Source organism: Allobaculum sp. JKK-2023, assembly GCF_034745455.1.
In the GTDB taxonomy this organism is placed as follows: domain Bacteria; phylum Bacillota_I; class Bacilli_A; order Erysipelotrichales; family Erysipelotrichaceae; genus Allobaculum.
The window spans coordinates 843,351-864,828 of sequence record NZ_JAYERV010000003.1; the positions used below are offsets into that span (position 1 = coordinate 843,351).

11 protein-coding genes are annotated in these 21,478 nt (G+C 44.7%); 2 read left to right on the forward strand and 9 right to left on the reverse strand.

All coding sequences use genetic code 11. From position 1 onward, the window contains the following. Positions 1-244: 244 nt before the first annotated feature. The 4 genes from U4956_RS03425 to U4956_RS03440 form a co-directional block, all read right to left on the reverse strand. Entirely contained in the window at positions 245-580 is a 336-nt protein-coding gene (locus tag U4956_RS03425; RefSeq protein WP_323089047.1) for a hypothetical protein, read from the reverse strand. Between the two features lie 22 nt (positions 581-602). Next, positions 603-1,373, reverse strand: a complete 771-nt coding sequence (gene istB / locus U4956_RS03430; RefSeq protein ID WP_323089048.1) for an IS21-like element helper ATPase IstB — start codon at positions 1,371-1,373, stop codon at positions 603-605. 3 nt (positions 1,374-1,376) lie between these two features. After that, the gene (gene istA, locus U4956_RS03435) at positions 1,377-2,816 is read right to left on the reverse strand and encodes an IS21 family transposase (RefSeq protein ID WP_323089049.1); all 1,440 of its coding nucleotides are present in this window, start codon (positions 2,814-2,816) and stop codon (positions 1,377-1,379) included. 113 nt (positions 2,817-2,929) lie between these two features. Continuing rightward, positions 2,930-3,358, reverse strand: a complete 429-nt coding sequence (locus tag U4956_RS03440) for a hypothetical protein (protein ID WP_323089050.1) — start codon at positions 3,356-3,358, stop codon at positions 2,930-2,932. Between the two features lie 199 nt (positions 3,359-3,557). Here U4956_RS03440 and U4956_RS03445 point away from each other — a divergent pair, with 199 nt between their 5' ends. After that, on the forward strand, positions 3,558-4,937 hold the full coding sequence (locus tag U4956_RS03445) for an IS1380 family transposase (RefSeq protein ID WP_323089051.1): 1,380 nt from the start codon (positions 3,558-3,560) through the stop codon (positions 4,935-4,937). A 352-nt stretch (positions 4,938-5,289) separates the two neighbouring features. On the opposite strand, the gene U4956_RS03450 is transcribed toward U4956_RS03445, so the two are convergent. Beyond that, on the reverse strand, positions 5,290-5,562 hold the full coding sequence (locus U4956_RS03450; protein ID WP_323089052.1) for a hypothetical protein: 273 nt from the start codon (positions 5,560-5,562) through the stop codon (positions 5,290-5,292). 804 nt (positions 5,563-6,366) lie between these two features. Here U4956_RS03450 and U4956_RS03455 point away from each other — a divergent pair. Continuing rightward, positions 6,367-7,866: a hypothetical protein gene (locus U4956_RS03455; RefSeq protein ID WP_323089053.1), complete on the forward strand. Its 1,500-nt coding sequence runs from the start codon at positions 6,367-6,369 to the stop codon at positions 7,864-7,866. A gap of 723 nt (positions 7,867-8,589) precedes the next feature. Here U4956_RS03455 and U4956_RS03460 read toward each other — a convergent pair. The 4 genes from U4956_RS03460 to U4956_RS03475 form a co-directional block, all read right to left on the reverse strand. Further along, positions 8,590-10,176 (reverse strand): hypothetical protein, encoded by a 1,587-nt coding sequence (locus U4956_RS03460; protein WP_323089054.1) that lies wholly within the window; start codon positions 10,174-10,176, stop codon positions 8,590-8,592. Between the two features lie 1,771 nt (positions 10,177-11,947). After that, positions 11,948-12,604, reverse strand: coding sequence for a UDP-N-acetylglucosamine pyrophosphorylase (locus tag U4956_RS03465; RefSeq protein WP_323089055.1), 657 nt, complete (start codon positions 12,602-12,604; stop codon positions 11,948-11,950). Positions 12,605-13,540: 936 nt separating this feature from the next. Beyond that, positions 13,541-17,545 carry a hypothetical protein gene (locus U4956_RS03470; protein ID WP_323089056.1) on the reverse strand — a complete coding sequence of 1,335 codons (4,005 nt, stop codon included), beginning with the start codon at positions 17,543-17,545 and terminating at the stop codon, positions 13,541-13,543. Between the two features lie 1,748 nt (positions 17,546-19,293). Continuing rightward, the gene (locus U4956_RS03475) at positions 19,294-21,477 is read right to left on the reverse strand and encodes an ATP-dependent helicase (protein WP_323089057.1); all 2,184 of its coding nucleotides are present in this window, start codon (positions 21,475-21,477) and stop codon (positions 19,294-19,296) included. Between the last annotated feature and the right edge of the window lies 1 nt (position 21,478).

The window sequence follows — 21,478 nt, forward strand, 5'->3', positions numbered from 1 at the left end:
AGCGCCCCTTGCATCTCCGGAACGGCTGTGCGACGATGGTCGTCGAGCGTGCGATGGGGAAAAGTTCACACCCCCACTTTTCCCCGGAGCGAGCTGCGGTCCAGCGTGCCACGCTGGTGCGATCCAACTGCACAAGTTGGTCCCGCTGAAGGCGCCTCCGGAGGAATAAGGATATCGCCCAATCGCTTATCGTAATTCCGGGAAGGTTGTCTGACCTGTTAAGCAGCTTTTCTGGATCTGCTGGTTATTGGGCAAATCCATATTCTCTGCTGATAAACCGTTCAATCTCTATCGCATCACACACATGATATGAGCAGTGGTGTCTGTCATTCTGTCTTTCAATGAAAGCCAGCTGGTTATACGTATCGTAGCCCAATAACGTATAGGGTTGTCTGTCCTTATCATCTGATGAAACAACAGCCTGACGCTCAGAGACCGGCTTCTGAAGCTCAGCCGCCATTTTCTTCTCGATTTCCGGCACTTCTTCGTAGCATGTCTTCATAAGTCTCTGAGCATCTTTAATCGTCAGATCTGCCTGGGTGAGTGCTCTGATCAGTTTCTTTAAATTCTCTGTATTCATGTTCTGTTTTCCTTTGACTTCTTTATATCTGGGACGCTGTGCCCAGTTCCGCTTTTCGACTTTGCATCCAGTCTTTTGTCTGCTGGATTCGATAGCTGCTTCCCGTCATATTGACCAGATACGAGAGATTGGTCAGACGATCTATAATGGCGCCTGTAAGCAGCTGGTCACGAAAAATCTCATTCCACTGGTCAAGTGCAAGATTTGATGTGATGATCATTGATTTGTGTTCATTACGACAGGAAAGAAGGTTGAAAAGAACTTCTCCGGCCTGAACATCGAATGTGCAATATCCAAGCTCATCCAGGATTACCAGATCATAGCTTTCAAATTTCTTTTTGTAGGATGTAATCTGATTGGCGCTCATTGCTTCCTTCAGTTCAATCAGAAGATTGGGAACACTGACAAAGAGCACGCTGGAGCCTGTTTCGACGGCCTTTGATCCAAGAGCAATAGACAAAGCTGTCTTTCCGGTTCCTGGGTTGCCGATCAGGATGATGTTCTTCTTTTCGGCAATGAATTCCAGTGTTTCGAGTTCTCTGATAATCTGCTTCACTTCCTGTTTCAGGTGGTCCCGTTTAAAATCATCCAGAATCATCTGGTAAGGAAAACGGGCCTGCTTCATCCGTTTCAGTATTCCATTCTGTTTTCTCTGAGCGCACTCTCCTTCGAGCAGCCCGTCCAGAAATTCTTCATAGCTCTGTTCCTTCATGGCTGCCTCCCGAATATGCTCCTGATAGTTCTCCCTTATGTAAGATAAGTGAAGATATCTGGCTTTTTCGACAATCCCCATAGTTTAATCTCCTCCTATGAACAGACTGCTCACTGCACAGATTTCAGAGCCTGTCTGTTTTGAAATCTCTGAAGATTTACCGATCAGCAGCACTTCCTGCCGATACAGCTCTTCAAGCTCCCCGAATGGAACATTCTTGTGCTGACGGATAAATTCTATGAATTCCTTCGGCTTTTCTGTAAAATACTTCTTGAAGAATTCTTCAAGTACTGGCTGTTGTTTTAAGACTGTGGAATTTCTTAAAGCGCCAGGCTTTTTATTGAGCGTGCCGAGATAGTGACGAATATCGAGGCACGTTTTATTTTTACCGCTTAGACGAGGATGGTCTGCGACAATCTGCGTCTTATAAAGCACAAGGATATGTTCAGGATACTTTTTGACCTTCACTGTTTTTTCGACCAGTGCTTCCGGAACCGAGTAAGAGTTATTGTCAACACGGATAAAACTGTACTTGTTTACTTTTGCGGATGTGATAATGGCGGTTTCATAGGGGGCCTGTGGAATAGATTTCAGAGCTTTCTTTTCTTCTTCGATCTTTGATCTGGCATTCATATCGTCAAGAACTTCCTGCAGGTATTCCTGGGCCTGGTCAAATGAATCGAATTTATAACGTATGGCAAATGCTCGGTTGCGGACTACGTTAACGGAGCGTTCCACGGTTCCTTTCTCGTTTCCTTTTCTTGCGTTTGTGAGATTGACATGAAATCCGTAATATCTTGAAAGCTTCATCAGCTCTTCGTTAACTACCTTTTCCTTCCAGGAAAACTGACTGACAACGTTTCGCATATTGTCATATACGCCTTCTGAAAAGCAGCCGCCCATTTCTGTGAAGAAGCGGGCCTGTGAATCCAGAAAGACTTCCATTTTCTGATTGGTATAAAGTCTTGCCCAGCGATACCCCGAGGCGGGGCAGGCAATGACTGCCATCTGCACTTTCTGCTTAACACCGCCAATGAACAGTTCAGCTTCCCCGAAGTCATATTCAAACCGCTGTCCGTATTCATAGCTCTGAGCAATGAAGCATTCCTTATTCTTATCCCGTTTTTTCTTCACGTGAGCCGTAATGGTTGTCAGACCAATATCGTAGCCTTCTTTACAAACCAGATCATGGATCTGTCTGCAGGTCAGCTGTTGCTTTCTGGTTGTCAGTTCCATCGACTTTGTTTCTTCATCGGCAAGAATTTTATCAAGCAGCACGTCAATTTCAGGGGTGTACTTTCTTGGCTGCCGGTGAGAAGAACCATAAGATGGCGGAGCGATAACTTTTTCTTTCGTATTCTCGAGTTCCTCAGCTGATAACCCGCCTTCAACGAGTTTCTCGTGCTCTTCACAATATTTTTTCCATCGCTTTCTGACTGTTTCTCTTGAAACTCCAATTGCATCTGCGACTTTTTGATTCGATAAACCTTTGAGCTTCAGGTTGATGAGTGTTTGATAATCCATGTAATTAATCACCTTCTGGGGCCTCCAATTCTGAGATAAATTATCAGAATTGGAGTAATAAAAATAGTGGCAACTTTTCAACCGATATTCGGAAGAAATTGGCCACTTTTAAGTTAACAAATACAAATGATGTAGTCAGGTTCATCTTCATTTGGCGCAACAGGTTCATTGGTTCCATCAAAGGCTATTACCCTTAGCCCTTTATATTTTTTATCCATGTAACAAAGTGCCAATGTGGCTTTGTGCAGTGCTGAAAATACGCTGACTGGAGTCTTGGCTTTTGTCTGAACAAGTGCCGAAGCAGATGGTCTTACACTGCCCATGCCGAAATAGTGCATGGATAAATCGGAGAGTGTTGATCCATTCCCGATAATGGATGTATTCAGGAAATGGAACAAGTTTATTTTTGATGATCGATAATGACTTCGTGAGAAAGCTCCTGTTTGAGAAGCAAGAATCTTCTCCTGTTTGTGGGCAAATTCCTCAAGGAATTTCATGAATCTTTGATAAATCACGGACGGCGAAGTAACTTTAGTTGCCATATTTTCCTCCTTATAAAGTTATGTTTTCAACATGATAAGGATTAAATTAGACAATTATAGAGTTGTTGTCAAAGCTAATTTTCGTTAAACCAGAAAATATAAAATCCACCATCTGTGCACGGATGGTGGACAATACTAACTATCAAAAACTAAGCTAAATGACATTGAGTCACACACCAAAAAGAAAGGATTTTGAACAATGACACACACCCTGAACAACAGTATGGCCGGTTTTATTCCTGAATGCAACATTTCATTTAATGGAGGGGATCTTTCTTCCGATACCGGTGCAATTCTCCCTCTCGATTTCATCAATTCTAATTCACTTCTTCAGCCTTATGCAGACCTTCCTTTTTCGGACGAAAGGCAATCCTGCCATCAGAAAAATTCCAACTTCTCTTTGATGAGCCAGCAGGTTTTCAAGTATCTCCTTGGTTATTCGTCTCAGGCTGATCAGGAGGTTCTTGCCAAAGATCCAATTCTTTGTCAGTACTTTCAGGGGATTTCTTCCCAAAGCTCTGTCAGCCGTTTTTTCAGCCGTGTCTGTGAAGATACGAATAATGCTTTCTGGCAGATTTTTATGAATCAGGCCTGTCAGTTTATCAGTTCTAACCAGGACGATATTCTTCTCGATGCCGATTCGACAAAAACCGATACCTATGGAAAGCAGGAAGGGGCTGCATGGATCCATCACTACAGTCAGACTGGATATCATCCATTTGTCATTAACGAATACAACTCGAAAACCCTTGTTGGGGCATGGCTGCGTCCTGGATCCACTTATTCTGCCGACGAAGCTGAATCGATCATGGCCGAAGTCCTCAAACGACTGCCTGACTGTACTGGAGCTGGCAGAATACGGATTATCATGTTCCGTGGAGACGCTGCTTTTTACTCGGGCGGCCTGATGGATCTGTTTGAAGGCCGTTTCAATCCAGTTCGTTATGCCATCAGAGCCAAAGGAACAGACAGACTTGAAAGCTTATGTCAGGATGCCTACTACGACAGTTCCGATCACGAAGAAGACAGCACTTATACTTCAGCTAAGCCTTTTTATGGAGAAATCCGCTATCAGATGTCCAACTCTTCAAAAAGCAGAAGGGTCTGTTTTAAGCTCTATTTCACCGAAGAAGAGGATGAGAAAGGGCAGGCTCAGCTTCTGCTGGTCCCTCATGTTTTTGCGGTAATCACCAATATCGAAGACATGACCGTAAAACAGGTCATCGACTTCTATTGTCAGAGAGGCAACAGCGAAAACTACACCAAGGAGTTGAAAAGTGACTTCATGGCAAATACGCTTTCGCATCGCTCATTTGAAGCCAATGCCTTTGAATTTCTTCTGAAATGCCTTGCCTATAACCTTTTTCACTTTTTCCAGTTTCGGGTGATGGAAGGTGCTGATCAGAATATGACATGTGGATCATTCCGGAAAAAGTATCAGAAAGTTGCTTCAAGGCTGAGCTTTCATGCGCGAAGTTTTCACTTGAAGATTGCCAGTTCATTTCGTCATGCCGACAGATTCACCCGATATCTGCAAAAGTCCAGGACAATCGGATGGATAGCCGCTCATTTGTGTTGAATCTATTTTAAATAAAGTAAAATTTTAAATTTGACAGCCTTCGGACTGTCTTTTTGTCGTGGACAAAAGGTTGTTATATGCGATTTCGACCAGTTTTTGCCCGTCATTTTTGAAAAAATCAAGTACCCCCCTCCACCGGAAACAATGTGGATAACCGAATCGAGAAAGATTTGTTTGCGTTTTGAAGACAAATCACGAAAAATGGTTTTGTGAAAAAAGCCATGAATTATTCGGGTTTTACGAGCTTTATATAAAATTCCGACATAAAAATATACATTAGTAAAGCTTAGTTATCTATTATATTTATAATAGATAACTTCAGGCGTATTGTTTAAGAAAAATGTTGTTTTCCTTATAGATAAGGAAATATTAGCGATATTGCAACTAATGCATTATATATTCCTGCAAAACTCAGATTAATGCCGCCAATGAACAGTTCGGCTTCACCAAAGTCATATTCAAATCGCTGCCCATATTCATAGCTTTGAGCAATAAAGCATTCCTTGTGCTTATTTCGTTTTTCTTTCACTTTAGCCGTAATGGTTGTCAGACCGATTTCATAACCTTCTTTGCGAATCAGATCATGAATTTGTCGGCAGCTGAGCTGCTGCTTTTTGGAAGTCAACTCCTTTGATTTTGTTTCTTCATCGTCAAGAATCTTGTCGAGTAGGGCGTCGATCTCTGGCGATTACTTTCTGGGCTTTCGTCCAGAAGAATCATAGGGAGGAGAGGCGACCACGCTTTCTTTCAAAGTTCGGACTGTATTTCGGATTCACTGATCTGGATTCTCAAATCCGGCAGCTCCGCGGCTTCTACTCTCGCACGATCAGCAGAAGCCGGATTCATTTTTAAGGTTATTTCCGAATGTTTAAATTTAAAATCAGCCATTGGGTACATCATATGGTCATTTTGGTACCCAATGGTAATTGAATATTAGTATGTGATTATAATGTAACTGTAAATAGTATTCGGTTTGAAATTTGAAGAGTATCTTTCGGTACCTTGCAGGGCATAGAAATATAGTTTAGAAAGTATTCCATATCAAACTGATCAAACTGGTTGTATTTGTCTGCAAACAGGAGGTAAAAGCTAGATAAAGATAAATTTATAATGAAACCATTTATCCATGATATTCGATGAATCAACTCACTGCTTTCAGGATCGAATCTTAATTCTGTTTTGAGCCAGGGATTTACCTTGCTTAAATCTGGAATCGAAACTAATTCATCCTCATTAAGATCATGGAAAAAGTTAGATAAGAAACTGCAAAGAAATTAAATCCCAAAAAGTAATCGTCACTTCTGCGCTACGTGAAGAGGATCAATAGCCATTATTGGGGATTAATACCCAGCCGGTCATAAGAGCAAGTTGACAGTGATGAAAAGAAAGGAGAAAGCTATAGTAACTTCAGACTGTAGCAAATACAAAAATGAAAAAAAGACAAGTATTGGGTGCTGCTCTGGCAGCAATGCTGACTCTCACGAATGGAGCCAGCCTGATTCTGGCAGAAGAATTTGAAGATGTTACTTCCAATCAAACAAATTCAGAGAATGGAGAGGTGAAATCATCCACCGGAAATGATGATTCGGATCCGTCTGGAACGCCGAATAAGCTTCCAGAATCACTGCTTAGTTTCGATCCTACAAATGCAAGCCATGATAAAGTAAAGGAAATTTTGAGTGATTTGGGTATCAAATATTCTATAACCTATTTTAATTATGGAGAAGAACCTAGAACGACGGATTCTCAGCTTGTGGGAGACAGCTTCACCTTTGAGGTAATTGATGGAAAATCAACAGATGTTCGAGTAGCCTCATTGAATATTCAAATCCAGGCTCAAATCGATGATAACTATATTCCCTATAACTATATTTCCGCATCTATAGACTATGGAAATATAGTATCTTTTCCATTTCAATTTGATGAGGAAAAAGAAACGTGGGAATTTACCTCGCAAGCGCAATATATCCCTCGAGAGAAGGAAATCTTTGCAGGGCCAAAGATTTCCAGTCTTCCAAAACTGAAGGTTTATTCGAAATCAGAAACAACAAATAAGCCATATAATTTGGATTTCCAAAATGTAAAAATTGATTGTGATAGATGTTCATTTACAGAGATGCCTGAATCAGGAGTGCCTGAAGTTGTCAGTCTTACTGGAAACATCCAGACAAAACTGATTACAGATGCACTTGAAGGAATAATAAACAAAAAAGTGACTTTAAACAAATTTAAATGGCAGTATTACAACCCTGGTAAAACTGCTGATGAAGCAGCTGCTGGTGGTCCGTTATATAGCCTGAATGGCAATAATTTGCATGGCGGCTTCACCTATGACAGTGAAAAGAAACTTTTCAGTCTGGGAAGACAACTTGTTAATAATAGTTACGAATATGTTATACAGTTCTCGGAGGGCGGAGGAATTACACCATCTAAGCCTTCAAACCCAAATACACCATCCACCCCAGCAAAACCTACTGATACTGCTCCAAAATTTGATACAACAAAGCATTCCGAAAACTATCGTTTGTACAATCCAAATACTGGAGAACACTTCTATACGACCAGTGCGGCTGAAAGAGATCACCTGACGGCAGCAGGATGGAACAACGAAAAAGTCGAATGGATTTCTATGAAACAGTCAAGTGAACCCGTTTATCGTGTTTACAATCCGAACTCCGGGGATCATCACTATACAAAAGATGTCCATGAAAAAGATGTTCTGGTTGGACTTGGCTGGAAAGATGAGGGAATCAGTATGTACGCCAACGATACCGGCAAAAATATTGTTGAAGTCTATCGCCTTTACAACCCGAATGCTAAAACTGGAAACCATCATTACACCACAAATAAAGCTGAATATGACCATCTGATTTCTCTCGGGTGGAATGGTGAAGGACTTGCCTGGAACGGTCTAAAAGTGAAACAGTAAACTGCCAGCAGAAGAAGTATCGAATAACCTGAACTTTTCAGGGATTTGTAGCCAAAGAAAAAATGGCGCGATTCAACTATGAATTTAGGCTTGAATCGCGCCTGTTTTTTATATCTCCTTAATAAAGAATATCCAAGATTGTGGGTGGTTGGTCTACTCCTCCAAACTAAATTGTGGTTTCCCACACTTTCTTGGAGGTACCCCTCCACAAACTATTTGCAGTCGCCTAAAGGGGACCAATTTCCATTGAGGTTTCAACCATTATGGAGAATCGGTATCCCATTGACTTACGGAGCGATTAAATTTTTTCGAAGCGGCCCTTTACAGTGGACTGCCCCCTGGTAGACTGCCAGCGTCCCGATCGGGAGATATTTTTCAACCGACCGGGACGCTTTTTAGGGGGCCAGGGGGCAGGGGTCCCACTGTCAAGGGTTTAAGCGGAGGAAAAATTTATGAGAGGATCTGGCTGAAAATGCATCTTAGTTTTCAAAAACGATGAAGGACAATATCCATCATTCTCCTTATTTCAAATCAATGATGTTTTCTTACATTAGATCGTCGCTCTACGATTAAAATGTGGTCCGACCACATCCACCCACATTCCCCACACAACCGTAAACCACCAGCAAATGTGGAAGACCAAAAAATGAGGCTTTGAAACCTCAAGCTATTTTAAAGCATTTTGGTATCAAAACCTCATAAAATTTTAGAGTATCTAAATTTTTACTTCATTGCATCCCAAGCACGGCCTTCGAACAACCATCCTACTGATACAAGGAAGTCATTTTCAGCACGATTTACAGTATAGTTATGAGCCCCAGCAGCTCTTGCGTTTGGGTTATACTGACGAAGAACTGCAACACTATCAATAGTTGCTGTATTACCGTCTCCAGTAGCATAAGTGTATGTGGTGCCGCCAGTATAAGAGTACCATCCGATACCTTCATATTTCCAACCAACATTTACTAAAGAATCTCTTTCTACAGAGCTCGTAGTATAATGATGATCACCAGCGTTAGGGTTGTAAAGTCTAAATACAGGTACATTGGTAACATTAGCAGGAGCTACCCATCCAATGCCTTCATCATGCCAACCAAGATCCACTAAGACGTCTTTTTCGTTAAGATCTTTTGTATAGAAGTGCTCACCAGAATTAGGATTATACAAACGATTCATTGGGTTTGCTCTAACAATGGCTACTTCCATTGGATCGCCTTTTCCCGTAGCGTATGTGTAATAGAAATTACCCGTAATCTCATTAACCACACCATCTACATCTGCATCCGGTGTAGCATCACCACCACCAAATGTATATTTTTTTGCTTTGAAATTATCAAAGTTATCTGCTAAGTTAACGGAGTCGTAATCTTCAGCAATATAGTCCATCTGTGGGCTAACTTTAATATCTTCAAGTTTCGTGTTAGCAGAAAGGTCAAGAGCACCAATATGGTTATTTGCAATTTCCAAATATACTAACGCTTTGTTCTTAGACAGATCGATGGAACGAATTTCGTTATTGGTAGCAACCAATGACGTAAGTCCTGGAAGATTGGTAACGTCTAAAGACTGTACCATATTATTAGCCAGACCCAAAGCGTACAAAGTAGAAGAATTTGGTAATTCCAAACCATACAGATAGTTATTATCTAAGCTAACCTGCTGCAGATCATAGTCACCATCCAAATCAACTGAGTTGATGAAGTTATCTTTTAAATTTACAAATTCTAAGTGTTTGTTATCAGAGAGATCCAGCATACCAATCTGAGTATAGTTAATTCTAACGTCAGTCAGCCCCTTGTTTTTAGAAAGGTCTAACAAACTTAATGGAGCGCGGTTAGTTGCTGTACCAGCGATTTTCACTTTATTCAAAAGAGAGGTAGCGGGGAGTTCCACAGTCAGTAAGTTTTCAGCATTCGTAATCTCAAGAGTTTCAAGATTTGTATTTTCTGACAAGTTTACTACAGTGAGTTTTGAACTTGTGGAACTGAAAGTTTTAAGGTTCGTAAATAAGTTTAAGCCTTTGATGTTCGCTTCATTCGTTAAAGTGATAGTAGTAACTTTTTCAAAATCGGCTTTCTTTACGGAATCACCAATATTAGTAACACCTAAAGTAGTTTTGAGATCAGCATTATCCACTAAATCGCCAAAATTCTCTTTTGTAAAAGCAACTGTTTCGGCAGATGGAGTAATAGTACCAGTCACTGTGTTATTTGTTTCTTCAACAAAGTCTTCAGCGAACACAGCCAGAGATCCTGTTGCGCTCAGAGCCATTGTTGCGGAAGCAAGAGCGGCAAAAATCTTTTTGTTCATATTGTTCCTTCTTTCCTTGTCTCTTCATGATTGAAGAGCGAGGTCTTCACGAGTAGAAGCTCATTAGAATTTCTGCTCGGTGAAGACCTTATGCGCTAATTCTATCTAAGATAGAATGCGAATTTCAAGCAGAAATTAAACATTTCCAGAAAAAATATTAAAGTTTCCTTATCGATCTGTCAACGGTTTCACGATTGCTTTTCCCTTACAATTTCAGCCGGGCTTTGGAGTGAACCCGTTCGATGAGTATTGGTAAGTATGCGTTTGACTACGTTGTAATAAATATCGAATCGCACAACTGGTAAATATCATGTCCAGGAAATCAGGTTCTGAAAACTGTTTGCTTGTTCGAAAAACAATTTTCATGATCTGAAACCTACATTATTTGAGAGAAGCAGAAGCCTTTGCAGATAGGACTTGGAGTGGGTTAACAACAGTTATGGGCAGCTGTTAACGAAGCCTGTCTTTAATATCCTGATACCGCCGCTGGTTCAAAGGATTTAGATCATCAGATCCAGTCACTCAAATCAGCTTTGCCGCCTGATGTGGGCCCCAGAATGATCAGTCGGTGTCTGGTTTCTCGGTATCAGCATGGTCAGTTTACGATACCCATTGCTAAAAAGCAATAAAAACACCGTCGTTCTTTCGTTCTTTTTAAGAATTTATTGGGAGATTGGCATGTCTTTCAAGAAGATTGACCGAAATCCTATTGATTGACTCTTTTGGATTTTCTCTTTATCTTTCGCTGATTTTGGATTCATCTCGATTTGGATAAATTGAATTTTCAACATTGTTTCTGAAACTGCCGATTGTGTAAGAATCTTCTTCCAATATGGTGTTCATCCCTCAAAATAGATAAAAGCCTTTTCATTTTCGGTGATTTTCCATATAAAATCATTAACATTTTCTTAAGGTCCGATCTTTTTCTTTCCAATCCTCGTATATCGGTCCGTTTTTCTCTTCTGTGGGGCAAGATATAGGGATCTTTACAGATTTTTGGCAAAATATGCGAACTTTTCTGGTTCTGTATAAAATAACGTATGCCCAGATGTTTTGAAATCGGTCGCTTTCATCGCAAAATCCATGCATTTTTCTCCATTTCGGATCTGAAATCCTCCTGAAGGCTGTTTGCACTCTTCCCTTTTTCTGGTTCCATGCTACATGTTCACTTTCAGGAATGGGCCTTCAATGGTTTGAGTATTCCTATTCATCAGGCCAGGTATACAGGCCAAGTGATACAAGTGATATCGGTAAGTACTGGGGTCAATCCGCCTTGATTTCTTGGTGCTGAGAGGACTCGCAGCCGTTTTTTGCATCGACTCTCCATGAGGTGGCAGATGATTGGGTGGATGATTGGTCGAATGATTGTTGGCGGCAGTTCTTGATCGGATCAATTCGTTTTCTCTTGGTAAGAACACGTGTCGGACAGACAGCGGATTGAAGCTGGATCCAGAGATAGTGGAGTCCGTTTCTGGTCTTTGGGGCGGATTTTTCTTTTCTGGTTTTTGTTTCTGGGTTTTCCCTGCCCTTTTTCTTTGATCCGATATGTTTTGTGTTCTGTTCTTTTTGTTTGTTTCTTCTTCTCTGCTTCTGTTGCTTCTATTCTTCTTTTCTATTTCCTCCCTTCCGTTTTTATCTTCTATTGCTTCTATTCTTTTGTTGCTTTTGATTCTTCTAATTGCTTCTGTTTCTTCTCTTCAGCTTCTTCTGTTTCTTTTCTTCCATTGCTTCCCTTCCGATGCTTCTGGTCTTTCTTCTTGCTTCTGGCTACCTATTTCCGTTTTTCGATATGGTCTTTGTCTTTGAAGATCATGCCTTCGCCAATGACATGACGGACGCAGGAGAGTGGATAGATGGTTGTTCCTTTGCCGATGATCGTTCCGGGGTTGAGCACGGAGTTGCAGCCAACTTCGACGTGGTCGCCCAGCATAGCACCCATTTTCTTGAGTCCGGTTTCGATTTCTTCGTCTTTGTCTTTGACAACGACTAAGGTTTTGTCGCTTTTGACGTTGGAGGTGATGGATCCGGCGCCCATGTGGGAGTAGTAGCCAAGAATGCTGTCGCCGACATAGTTGTAGTGAGGAACCTGAACGTGATCAAAGAGAATAACGTTCTTTAATTCAGTGGAGTTGCCGACAACGCAATCGGCACCGACCAGGGCGTTGCCGCGGATGAAGGCACACTGTCTGACTTCGGTGTTTGGTCCGATGATGCATGGCGCATTCAGATAGGCGCTTGGAAAGATTTTGGCTGTTTCATGGACAAAGACGCCGGGTGTGAGTTCTTTGTAGTCGTCTCCAAGATCTCTTGAGAGCTGTTTGATCAGGTCTCCGATTCCTTTTAAAGCCTGCCAGGGGTATTCATATTGTTTCAGGTATTCTCCGGCCAGGGAGTGTTCAAAGGAATATAAGTCTTTTGTTTTTAACATTGAGGGTTCCTCTTTTCTTGATTCGTTTCCTTATTACGTTTCTTTGTTTCGTTTCGTTGTTTTGTTTCAAAGTCCATTTCGAGCTGTGAAGGTCTGTCTGTTGGTTTGGCAGGATTCGTTTACGGGAGTCAGCTGTTGGTTTCGGGCAGGAAAAGTCAGCTGTTTCTGACCGATTCTGGCCGATTCTCGAAATTTGATTGCAGGCTTTTTGAGGAGGCATCTTTGCTGGGTTTGAATATGGATTATCGATACGGCTGATCCTTGATAGGGCTGCTTATCAATACGACTGATCATCGATATGGTTGTTCAACAATAGAACTGCTTATCGCCATTGCCTGTCGTTGGATTGCCTGTCTTTTTTTGTGGCTTGCAGCACAATCAGAAACCAAGCAGAAAGCGGATGTGATAGGGGTCTCTATTATGATTGTCCAATGTTTTCAGGTTCAACGTATTTTGGCTATGTGGTGGATGAATGGCCAAATGTTGGCTGAATGGATCGAGATGGATTTCAGGCGGTTGGTGCCTGCACACCCGCTTTCCGGTTTCAATCTACAACTTTTCCCCATAAACGCCAACAAGCCAGGACTCACATCCTGGCTTGTTTCATTTTGAATGCTGGTTTCAATACTGGTTTATGGGTTCAGAGGGATTGTCTTGTCTGGCGGTTCCGATTTTCTGAACCTGTGTCTTTGTGTTTTGCCTGGAGCGATTGAAACAGGCGCTGTGGCAAAGCTGGTTTGCTTTGACCTGTCCTCTGCTCTTCTTGATCTTCCGATCTTCTATCTTTCGATCTTGATCTTCTTCCTTCGACCTTTTTGTCTGCGATCTTCTTAGTCTCGATCTTCATCTTCGATCTTGATTTTCGGTCTTGAGTCTCGATCTTTTTTCTTCGACCTTCTTATTCTCGATCTCGGTCTTCTATCTTCGATCTTCTGCCTACTCGTAAAGATCGGAATCATCTGCGCCATATGGGTCGGCTGCTGGATCGTTGAGGGCATCGGGATCTAGATCCGGATCGGGATAGAGATCCAAGTCAGGATCGTCCACCAGCGGGTCTGTAGCGGGATCAACAGTTGGCACGGTGTTATTTTGGGCAGCTGATGTTGTAGCTGCGGTGTCGGTTGGCTGTGGATCTGGATTCGAGGCAGCAGAATCACTCTGGCTTGCGGAGGAATCCGATTGAGAATCCGGCTGTGTGGCAGCGGATGGGGTTTCGGATGGGTTGATGAAGTTAAAGGGGACCGAATCTCCTGCTGGTCTGGCTGGAATGCCGGTCAGCGCTTCTCTTGTTGGCAGGCCGCTTGCAACTGGCGTCTGGCCATTTAAAACATCCTGGATGGCTTTGCGGGCGTTTTGAAGGACATCGGGATCGGGCTGGGTCATGTAGGTCGCTTCGGTCAGGGTTGGTGAATACAGAATGGAGCTTGTTCCCGTGACGAGCTGCCAGGATTCGTTCATCTGTTCAGGAAACAGGAAGAACATTTTGGCCAGTTCGCACAGCTGGTCATAGGTGAAGCTGGTCCAGACGGATTCGTCGAGAACTTTCATCGTTTCTCCAAAGGTTGAAGAGTCAAACAGGCTGGTCGACCGGCAGAGGGTGTAGAGCACATGGAGCTGGTTGAGTTCCTGGTTGAGATCTTCATCGGAAAGATCGTTGAGAACGCCAAGGAACTGTTTGATCTGCGGTCCGGTCATGACGTTGCCGTCATTGAGGTTGAGGTCGGTGTATTCCCCATAGGGGTTGAAGCGGATGGTCTGGCCGACATCAAACAGCTGCAAGATCTTATCGGTATTCAGGCGCACGACAAAATCGACTGGCGATTCAATCAGATGTTCGACCGTTTCGCGCAGGGCTTCGGTTGAGTGGTAGCTGACAAACGACAGGCGGTCCGGCACGTCGGCGGGCTGGCAGGCTAAAGCTTCCTGGCAATCATTATAGATATACAGGCTTCGCGGCAGGACGGTCGTCAAAACCTGGTGCGTCGTCGGATTGACGGTCACCAGAACATTCAGGTTGGAACGATAGGAGGGTTCATCAATCGAATCACTCGATCCGGTCACCAGGATGGTGAATGGATCCTGTTCCAGGTTCTTGGCCGATACCGGCACAGAGACACCTGTATCCACGGGCATGGAATAGACCAGCGAGAGCTGGTTGGAGGTCTGGTCGCCAGCCATAGTCTGAATCAGGCGCAGATCGCCCTGATCCAGAATCACGGCGCGCACGGCCTGGCCGCGGACAGCTTTATAGAGTTGCTGAAGATTGTTATAAAACTTCAGTTTGACATAGATGCCTTTATCGGCCAGAGAGACAAGCAAGGTGTTGACGCCGGTTTCATCACGGCCTTTCATGATGCCAAAGGTTTCCCCGTTCAAAGAATTCAAATCGGAAACCGGAATGATGGATGGCACATAGAGGCCAATATTCTGGACGTATGTATCGGCTGGTTCACTCATTTCACGCAGCGAATCCGAGATGGCCTGCACCCGGTTATCCACGGAGACAGATCCGGCGACCATGGCTGCACAAAGCAAAAAGGCAGGTAAATGCCAGAGTTTGTGGCGGGTCAGAAAGAACCAGAAACCTGCCAGCAACAGTCCCGCAGCGCCAAGGCCGACAAATAGTCCAACCATGGAGAGTTTGAGCAGGCTGAGCTGCGACATTCGAATCAGGGTATAGACGATGGCTCCAAATGCAATGAGCAGGCCATAGGTGCCTGGTCGTCTGAGGGTGTTTTTCAAGAACAGCTTCAGTCGGTCGTTGAAGGGCAGTGCTTTGCGTTCTTCTTTTTTCTTCTGGATTTCTTCAATTGACTCTTCTTCAAAAATCCGGCGGCCCAGGTTTCCAAACTTCGCCGGGAAGTCTTTGGACTGATTCTGGTTTTCGAAAGCATTCTCTTCTTCCCCGGGGGTGTTTGAAGCAGACAAGTCAGAATCAGAGCCAGAGCCAGCATTTATGACTGGGCCTCCATCCATCTTGTCTGCCTTGTGATCTGGATTTGAATCAGGCCAGGATGCGGACTCGGTCTGGTCGATTGAAGACGCATCTTGAAAAGCCGTCGGGTCGTTGTTTGGAGTGGATGTTCCAGAAAGAAGACCCGGCTGGTTCTCGCTGCTCTTACCGTTCCTGTCCTGCCTGCTGTTCTTGTCCTTCTCGCCGTTTTTACCGCTCTTGCCTTTTCGGTTTTTGCGGCGGTTCTTGTTTGGGCGTGGATCGTTTGCGTGGGCAGAGTCTGCGGGCCTCAGGGTTGTGTTATCCAGGCTGCCTGCTGGCTGATCTGGCACATAGGCGATGCTGGCCTGGTCGCCATGGTTGGCAGCTGTATTTTCTGATTGCACCAGGTTTCCAAAATCAGCCAGATTAATTTCCCTTTCTTCCAGTGGGTCTGTTTCGTTTGATGCCCGGCTGTCGCCCTCGCGCTGTTTGCGAAAGCGTCGGGGCGCACTGGTGCCATCGGTTTGCACAGGAGAAGGGTTTTCTGGCTGGTCTGCTCTCTTGGGCAGGTCCGGTTCCTTCAGCACGTCTGGTTCCTGCGTTTTGCTGGACAGAGCCGCCAAGGCCAAACCGGCGGCGTCCTGGTTTGGCGCAGGTTCCCCTTCCCTACTGTTTTCATGGAGAGGACTGGTCTCATGGACTCCACTGGCTCCATTGCCTTGGTTGGCTGGATTGCTTCCATTGCCTTCGTCGGCTCCACTGACTCCGTTGACTACACTGCCTCCATTGTTTCCATCAGAAAGCAGATCCAGTACGGTTTTCATTTCATGGTCTTCGGCTTTCGTTGCGTAATCGTCGACTTTGACTTTGACAAAATGCCGGCGCGGCGGCGTGGTTGAGGCCATCAATGAATTGGATCTGTTTTCAGCCTGTGGAGCCTGATTTTCAGCTGCCAATGGGTTGAAGTTCGTTGAGGGTGAATTTGGCATTGGATCGGCTGAAACGGCCGGATTTGCGAAATTCTGGCTTGTGGATTGTTTCTTTTTCCGGTTGCGGCTTTTCTTGCGGCGGTCTTTGCGGCCCAGCTTATGGGCGGAAAAAGATCCACCCAGCCGGCTGGCTTTTTCTTTGGCGAGTCGTTGCTTTTTTTCTTCTTCGGTTTCGAGCAGGATTTCATTGAGGATGGCATCCGGTGAAAAGCCTGCCGGTGGTTCAGGCAGATCGGCCTGTGTTTTTTCTTTGAGTCTTGCACCAGGCGGAGCCTGGTCGACCATGATGGATTCATAAAACTGCTGGTCTTCTTTGGAAAGATACGAAATGTCGCCGCCAATGGCTTTGGATTTCGTTTCCAAATCAGAAGCACTGGCTTGTGACAGGTTTGCCGAGTTTGACGGATCTGCCTGGTTGGAGTCCGTTTTCTGGTTTTGAAAAACGGATGGTGTGGTTTCGGGCGGATGATGAGGATCCGTCTGGGTAGTCTTTGAATCCAATAATGAATGATGTGGTTTTTGTTCAATCGGTTCAGTCGATGGTTGTGAGACGGTGGATGAATTTGCGCCGGTGGAATTATGGTGGCGGCCTGCGGGTGTATTCATCGACCCTGGCTCAGGCTGGTCCGTCTGTGGCATGACTGGTGTGGTGGCTGGTTTTCGGCCAGGGTGCGGGGCGGCTTTGCGGATGTTTCCTTTTTTCGAGCCGGCGTTGCTTGTGAATTGTGTTCCTGGCTGATTTTGCGTTCCTGCACTTTTTCGGGGTGGTTCGGAATCCATTTTTTCAAACAGGGAGATCAGATCGCTTGCTGAAGCTTCGATCTCGACGCCTGTTTCACTGATGTCATCCATACTGCGAAGCAGTTCGATGTCCGTAATGATGTTTTCCCCTTGATTGTCCGCTTCCAACTCGGGCGTTCCCCTTTGACTTGCCAAGTCGGATGGTTTTTGATCAGAGTCCGCTGGATCGGGGCGGATCTCTGAAAGATTTACGGCTGGTTCCTTTTCTTCGCTCATTGTGATCCCCTCTACATATATAAACAGGATTCCATATCTGATTTTTATCGGAATCTCTCCGTTTTATCGGAGTGTTTTCGTTTTCTCAGAATATTTTCGATATGGCGTCCTTTTTGTATTCTTCCTTAAATGTTCAGATTCGTATTGTAAAGCAATACTTCTTCTGATTTCAAAAATAATTCTTTGCTCAATTCTAAGTGCTTTCATCTCGGGATTGGAAAACGGTTCGGCCTGATTCGAATTTTCTTCTTTCATACGGCGGTTAAAAATCGGTTGGTCAGTTAGTTTGCATGAACGATGAAATTCGCTTTTTGGACTCGATTTTTTTGTTGGTGCATCCTTTTTCAAATCCAGGTGTTTTCGAGCGTATTGAGCTTTTCACATTTTAAAATTTCTTTTCAAACATCTTTTAAAGCTTCGCCTGCAGCTTGGGGCTGTTGTTTCGGGCTGCCATTTCGTCTTGTTTGCGGTCCCGAGACATTCAGATCTTCCTGGCTGTTCAGGCGGATGTTGGTGACTGTCGTTTTTCAAAAATAAATGCATCCTAAAGTGCATCGGGCTGAAATCGAAATCAGATCTGCAAGATTTCCTCCATCTGTCTTCAAAGCCCCTTACCTCTTTTCAAACAGATGTCTGATCGTTGATGGACAAGCGCACTGTATCTTTGATCAGCGGGCCCCTATATCACGTCTTTTCTTTCCCCTTGAAAGAAGAAACGCAATTCCCACTCATCGCTTTTCAGTTTTCAGCTGTCCTTTTTGCATCAGATCGTTTTCTCTTTGGTCTGTCTTTGTTGATTTCTTTTCCCTGCATTCTTTTCGCAAAGTCCCATGGAATTTCCGGTTCCATGTTTCCTGCCAAAAAAACGAGCAGTCGATTCAATCAATCTGTTGTTATGAATTGGTTTGTTCCTGCTTTTTTGCGAAAAGGTCAGATTCCCCAATCTTCCCTTTCCGGTAATGCTTGTACTGCTTTGTAATGCTTGTAAAACGTTCCCCTTTGGATATCGATTGTTCTTTTCTGGATCAATCCTGAAGCATCCAATCGATTCAGTCTTATGGCCTGCCATTTGACAAAGGCAGACACAAAGTCCTGATGATCTGACATGACAAGGTTTCATGCCGTAAATAAAGAATTTCATAAAAGAGAGCAATTGTCTCTTTCAGTGTCCTTTCAGATGCCTGACATTGTGATTTGTTGGGGTATCATCCCCTGAAAGAGCAGTCGATACCACAATGATTTTAGCCTGTTTTTTGCGAATTATTGCCCAAAAAGAACAAAACAGCCGTTTCCGGCTGTTTTTGTTTGATTTCTGTAATATTTTGGGAATTTGTTGGGTAGATAGAGCCGATTGGGGACTCCTGTTGTTCAAAAACAGGAGTCATTTCTGTTGGCCGCAATCTCATCCATTTCCTTCTGACTGGTGAGGATAGACCAACAAAGGACAATAGACTTTTGTAAACCTTCTGACCGGCAAGACCAGTACAGTTCGGACCAGCCAGGGCTTGTTGGCTGCTGGTCGGCCTGGCTCATCGGCTTGGCTGATCAACATATCTTTTGGGAAGATCAACAGATCTTCCTGGCTCATCGACTCATTCTCTTGGCTGAACAGCATCTCTTTTTAGCGGATCAACGCATTGGCTTGGCTGATTGGCCTGGCTTATCCATCGTTCATCATGTGGTTGCGTTCATCCTGAGGCTGCGATCGTCCTGATGCTCCGTCCATCCTGACGTTGGTCAGTCTGTCCTCAGTTGAGCCAGCCGGTTTTTTGGCTGGCGGGTTTGTCGAGTTTTTTCAGGCGGACGCGGGTCGAGAGGGTTCTGCGGGTGTTGAGTTTGTCGAACTGTACGACAATCGCCTGTTTTTCGGCATCGATTTCCAGGATGGTGCCCACCCCAAAGACGGGATGTTCGACTAAATCTCCAGCTTCCAGAGCGTCGGATTGTTGGTTTTGGGGCAGCAGGCTTTTTTTGAGGTTGATCATGCGCCTGGCGGCCTGTTGAAGATCTTTGGGAATGGGTGGATCCCATTTGGCGTTGTCGAGGCCGATGTCAAAAACAAAGCGGCTTGGATAGCGGTTGCTGCCAGAATGCAGCTGGCCCTGTGCTTCGGAAAGATAGAGCTCTTTTTTGGCTCTTGTCAGGGCGACAAAACAAAGGCGGCGTTCTTCTTCCATGCCTTCGAGATTTCTTGTCTGTCTGGAGGGAAACATGCCTTCGTTGAGTCCGATTAAAAAGACGCAGTCAAATTCCAGGCCTTTAGCGGTGTGAATGGTCATCATCCGCACTTTATCGGTTTCGGTTTGCGCATCGCCATTGGAAAAGAGGGCGGCGTGGTTGAGCCAGCCTTCGAGATTGACATCTTCGCCCCAGCTCATTTCATATTCACCGGCGGCCTGTTTGAGTTCGGCCAGGTTATCGAGTCGCTCCTGGCCGCCTTCGAGTCTTAACATTTTTTCATATCCCGAAAGATCAAGGAGATCATCGAGAATGCGGGTAATCGATCGCTCTTTCCAGGGGTAGTCTTCAATGAGCTGAACGTATTGTTCGGCTTCTGTCTTTTGAAACAGATCCGTTTCCAGGTTGGCTTTTAATGCCTGGTAGAGGGACATCTGGTGCTCCCTGGCATATTCCTTTAAAAAGGCGATGCGGCTTTTGCCGATGTTGCGGCGGGGCCGGTTGATCGTGCGCAGAAAGTCGATATCATCCTGATACACGAGCATGCGGCACCAGGAGAGGGCATCTTTGATCTCGGCTCTTGAAAAGAACGGCACCCCGCTGTAAATCGCATAGGGAATCCCCGCTTCCAGAAAGGCATCTTCAACAGGCCGGCTCATATAGTGAGCGCGATACAGGATCGCCATATCTTTATAGGCATAGCCTTTCTTTTGAAGATGGCGGATCTGGGCGGCAATGGTTGCGGCTTCCAGGTGTGGGTCTTCATAGTGGCCGGCGTGAACCTGGGCGCCATCCATCCGGGTGGGAACCAGGTCTTTTTTCATGCGGTTGTGGTTCTGGCTGATCAGGGCATTGGCCGCAGTGAGAATCTGTGGGGTGGAGCGGTAGTTTTCATTGAACAGGATCGTCTGGCAGGGTGGAAAGTGTTCATCAAAATGCAGCAGGAAGTTTACATTGGCGCCGCGCCATGTATAAATCGTCTGGTCGGGGTCGCCGACCACAAACAGGTTTTTATGGCCTTTGGCGAGGGTTTCCATCAGTTCATACTGCAAAGGGTCAATGTCCTGAAACTCATCGACCATGATGTATTCAAAGCGTTGCTGCCACTTCGAGCGGATTTGCGCATTTTCGCGAAAGATCTTCAGGGTCAGCAAGATCAGGTCGTTGTAATCGAGCGCAAAATTTTTGCGCTGCTGGACCATGTAGCCAAAAAAGATGATGTCATCGACTTCTTTGGCCTGTTCGTATTTGCGGTTGAGTTCCTGGGAAGTCATATGGATCAGATCTTCGGTGTATTGCGGATATTCTTTGATCTTTTTGATTTCAATCATGTCCCTGGCTTTGGCAAAGGTCATATCCCGCAAAGTCAGGTTTCGCTCTTCATAGACGACTTTGAGCATGTCGTCGATATCCGTGTTATCCAGCACCATGAATGATTTTGGATAATTGATCGCATGGCTTTCTTCTAAGAGGATGGTGTTGCAAAGGCCATGGAACGTACAGATCGTTCCCGAATCTTCATCGCCGATCAGGTTTGTGATGCGGGTGCGCATTTCGGCAGCGGCTTTGTTGGTAAAGGTCATGCACAGAATATTGGAAGGAAGAATGCCGATGGCTTCAACCAGCCAGGCAAAACGCATCGCCAGCGCTCTGGTTTTTCCCGATCCGGCCCCGGCAATGGCTCTTACATATCCTTCAGTGGCTTCGACAGCCTGTTGTTGGGCGTCATTGAGCAAAAAATCATCCTGGATCATT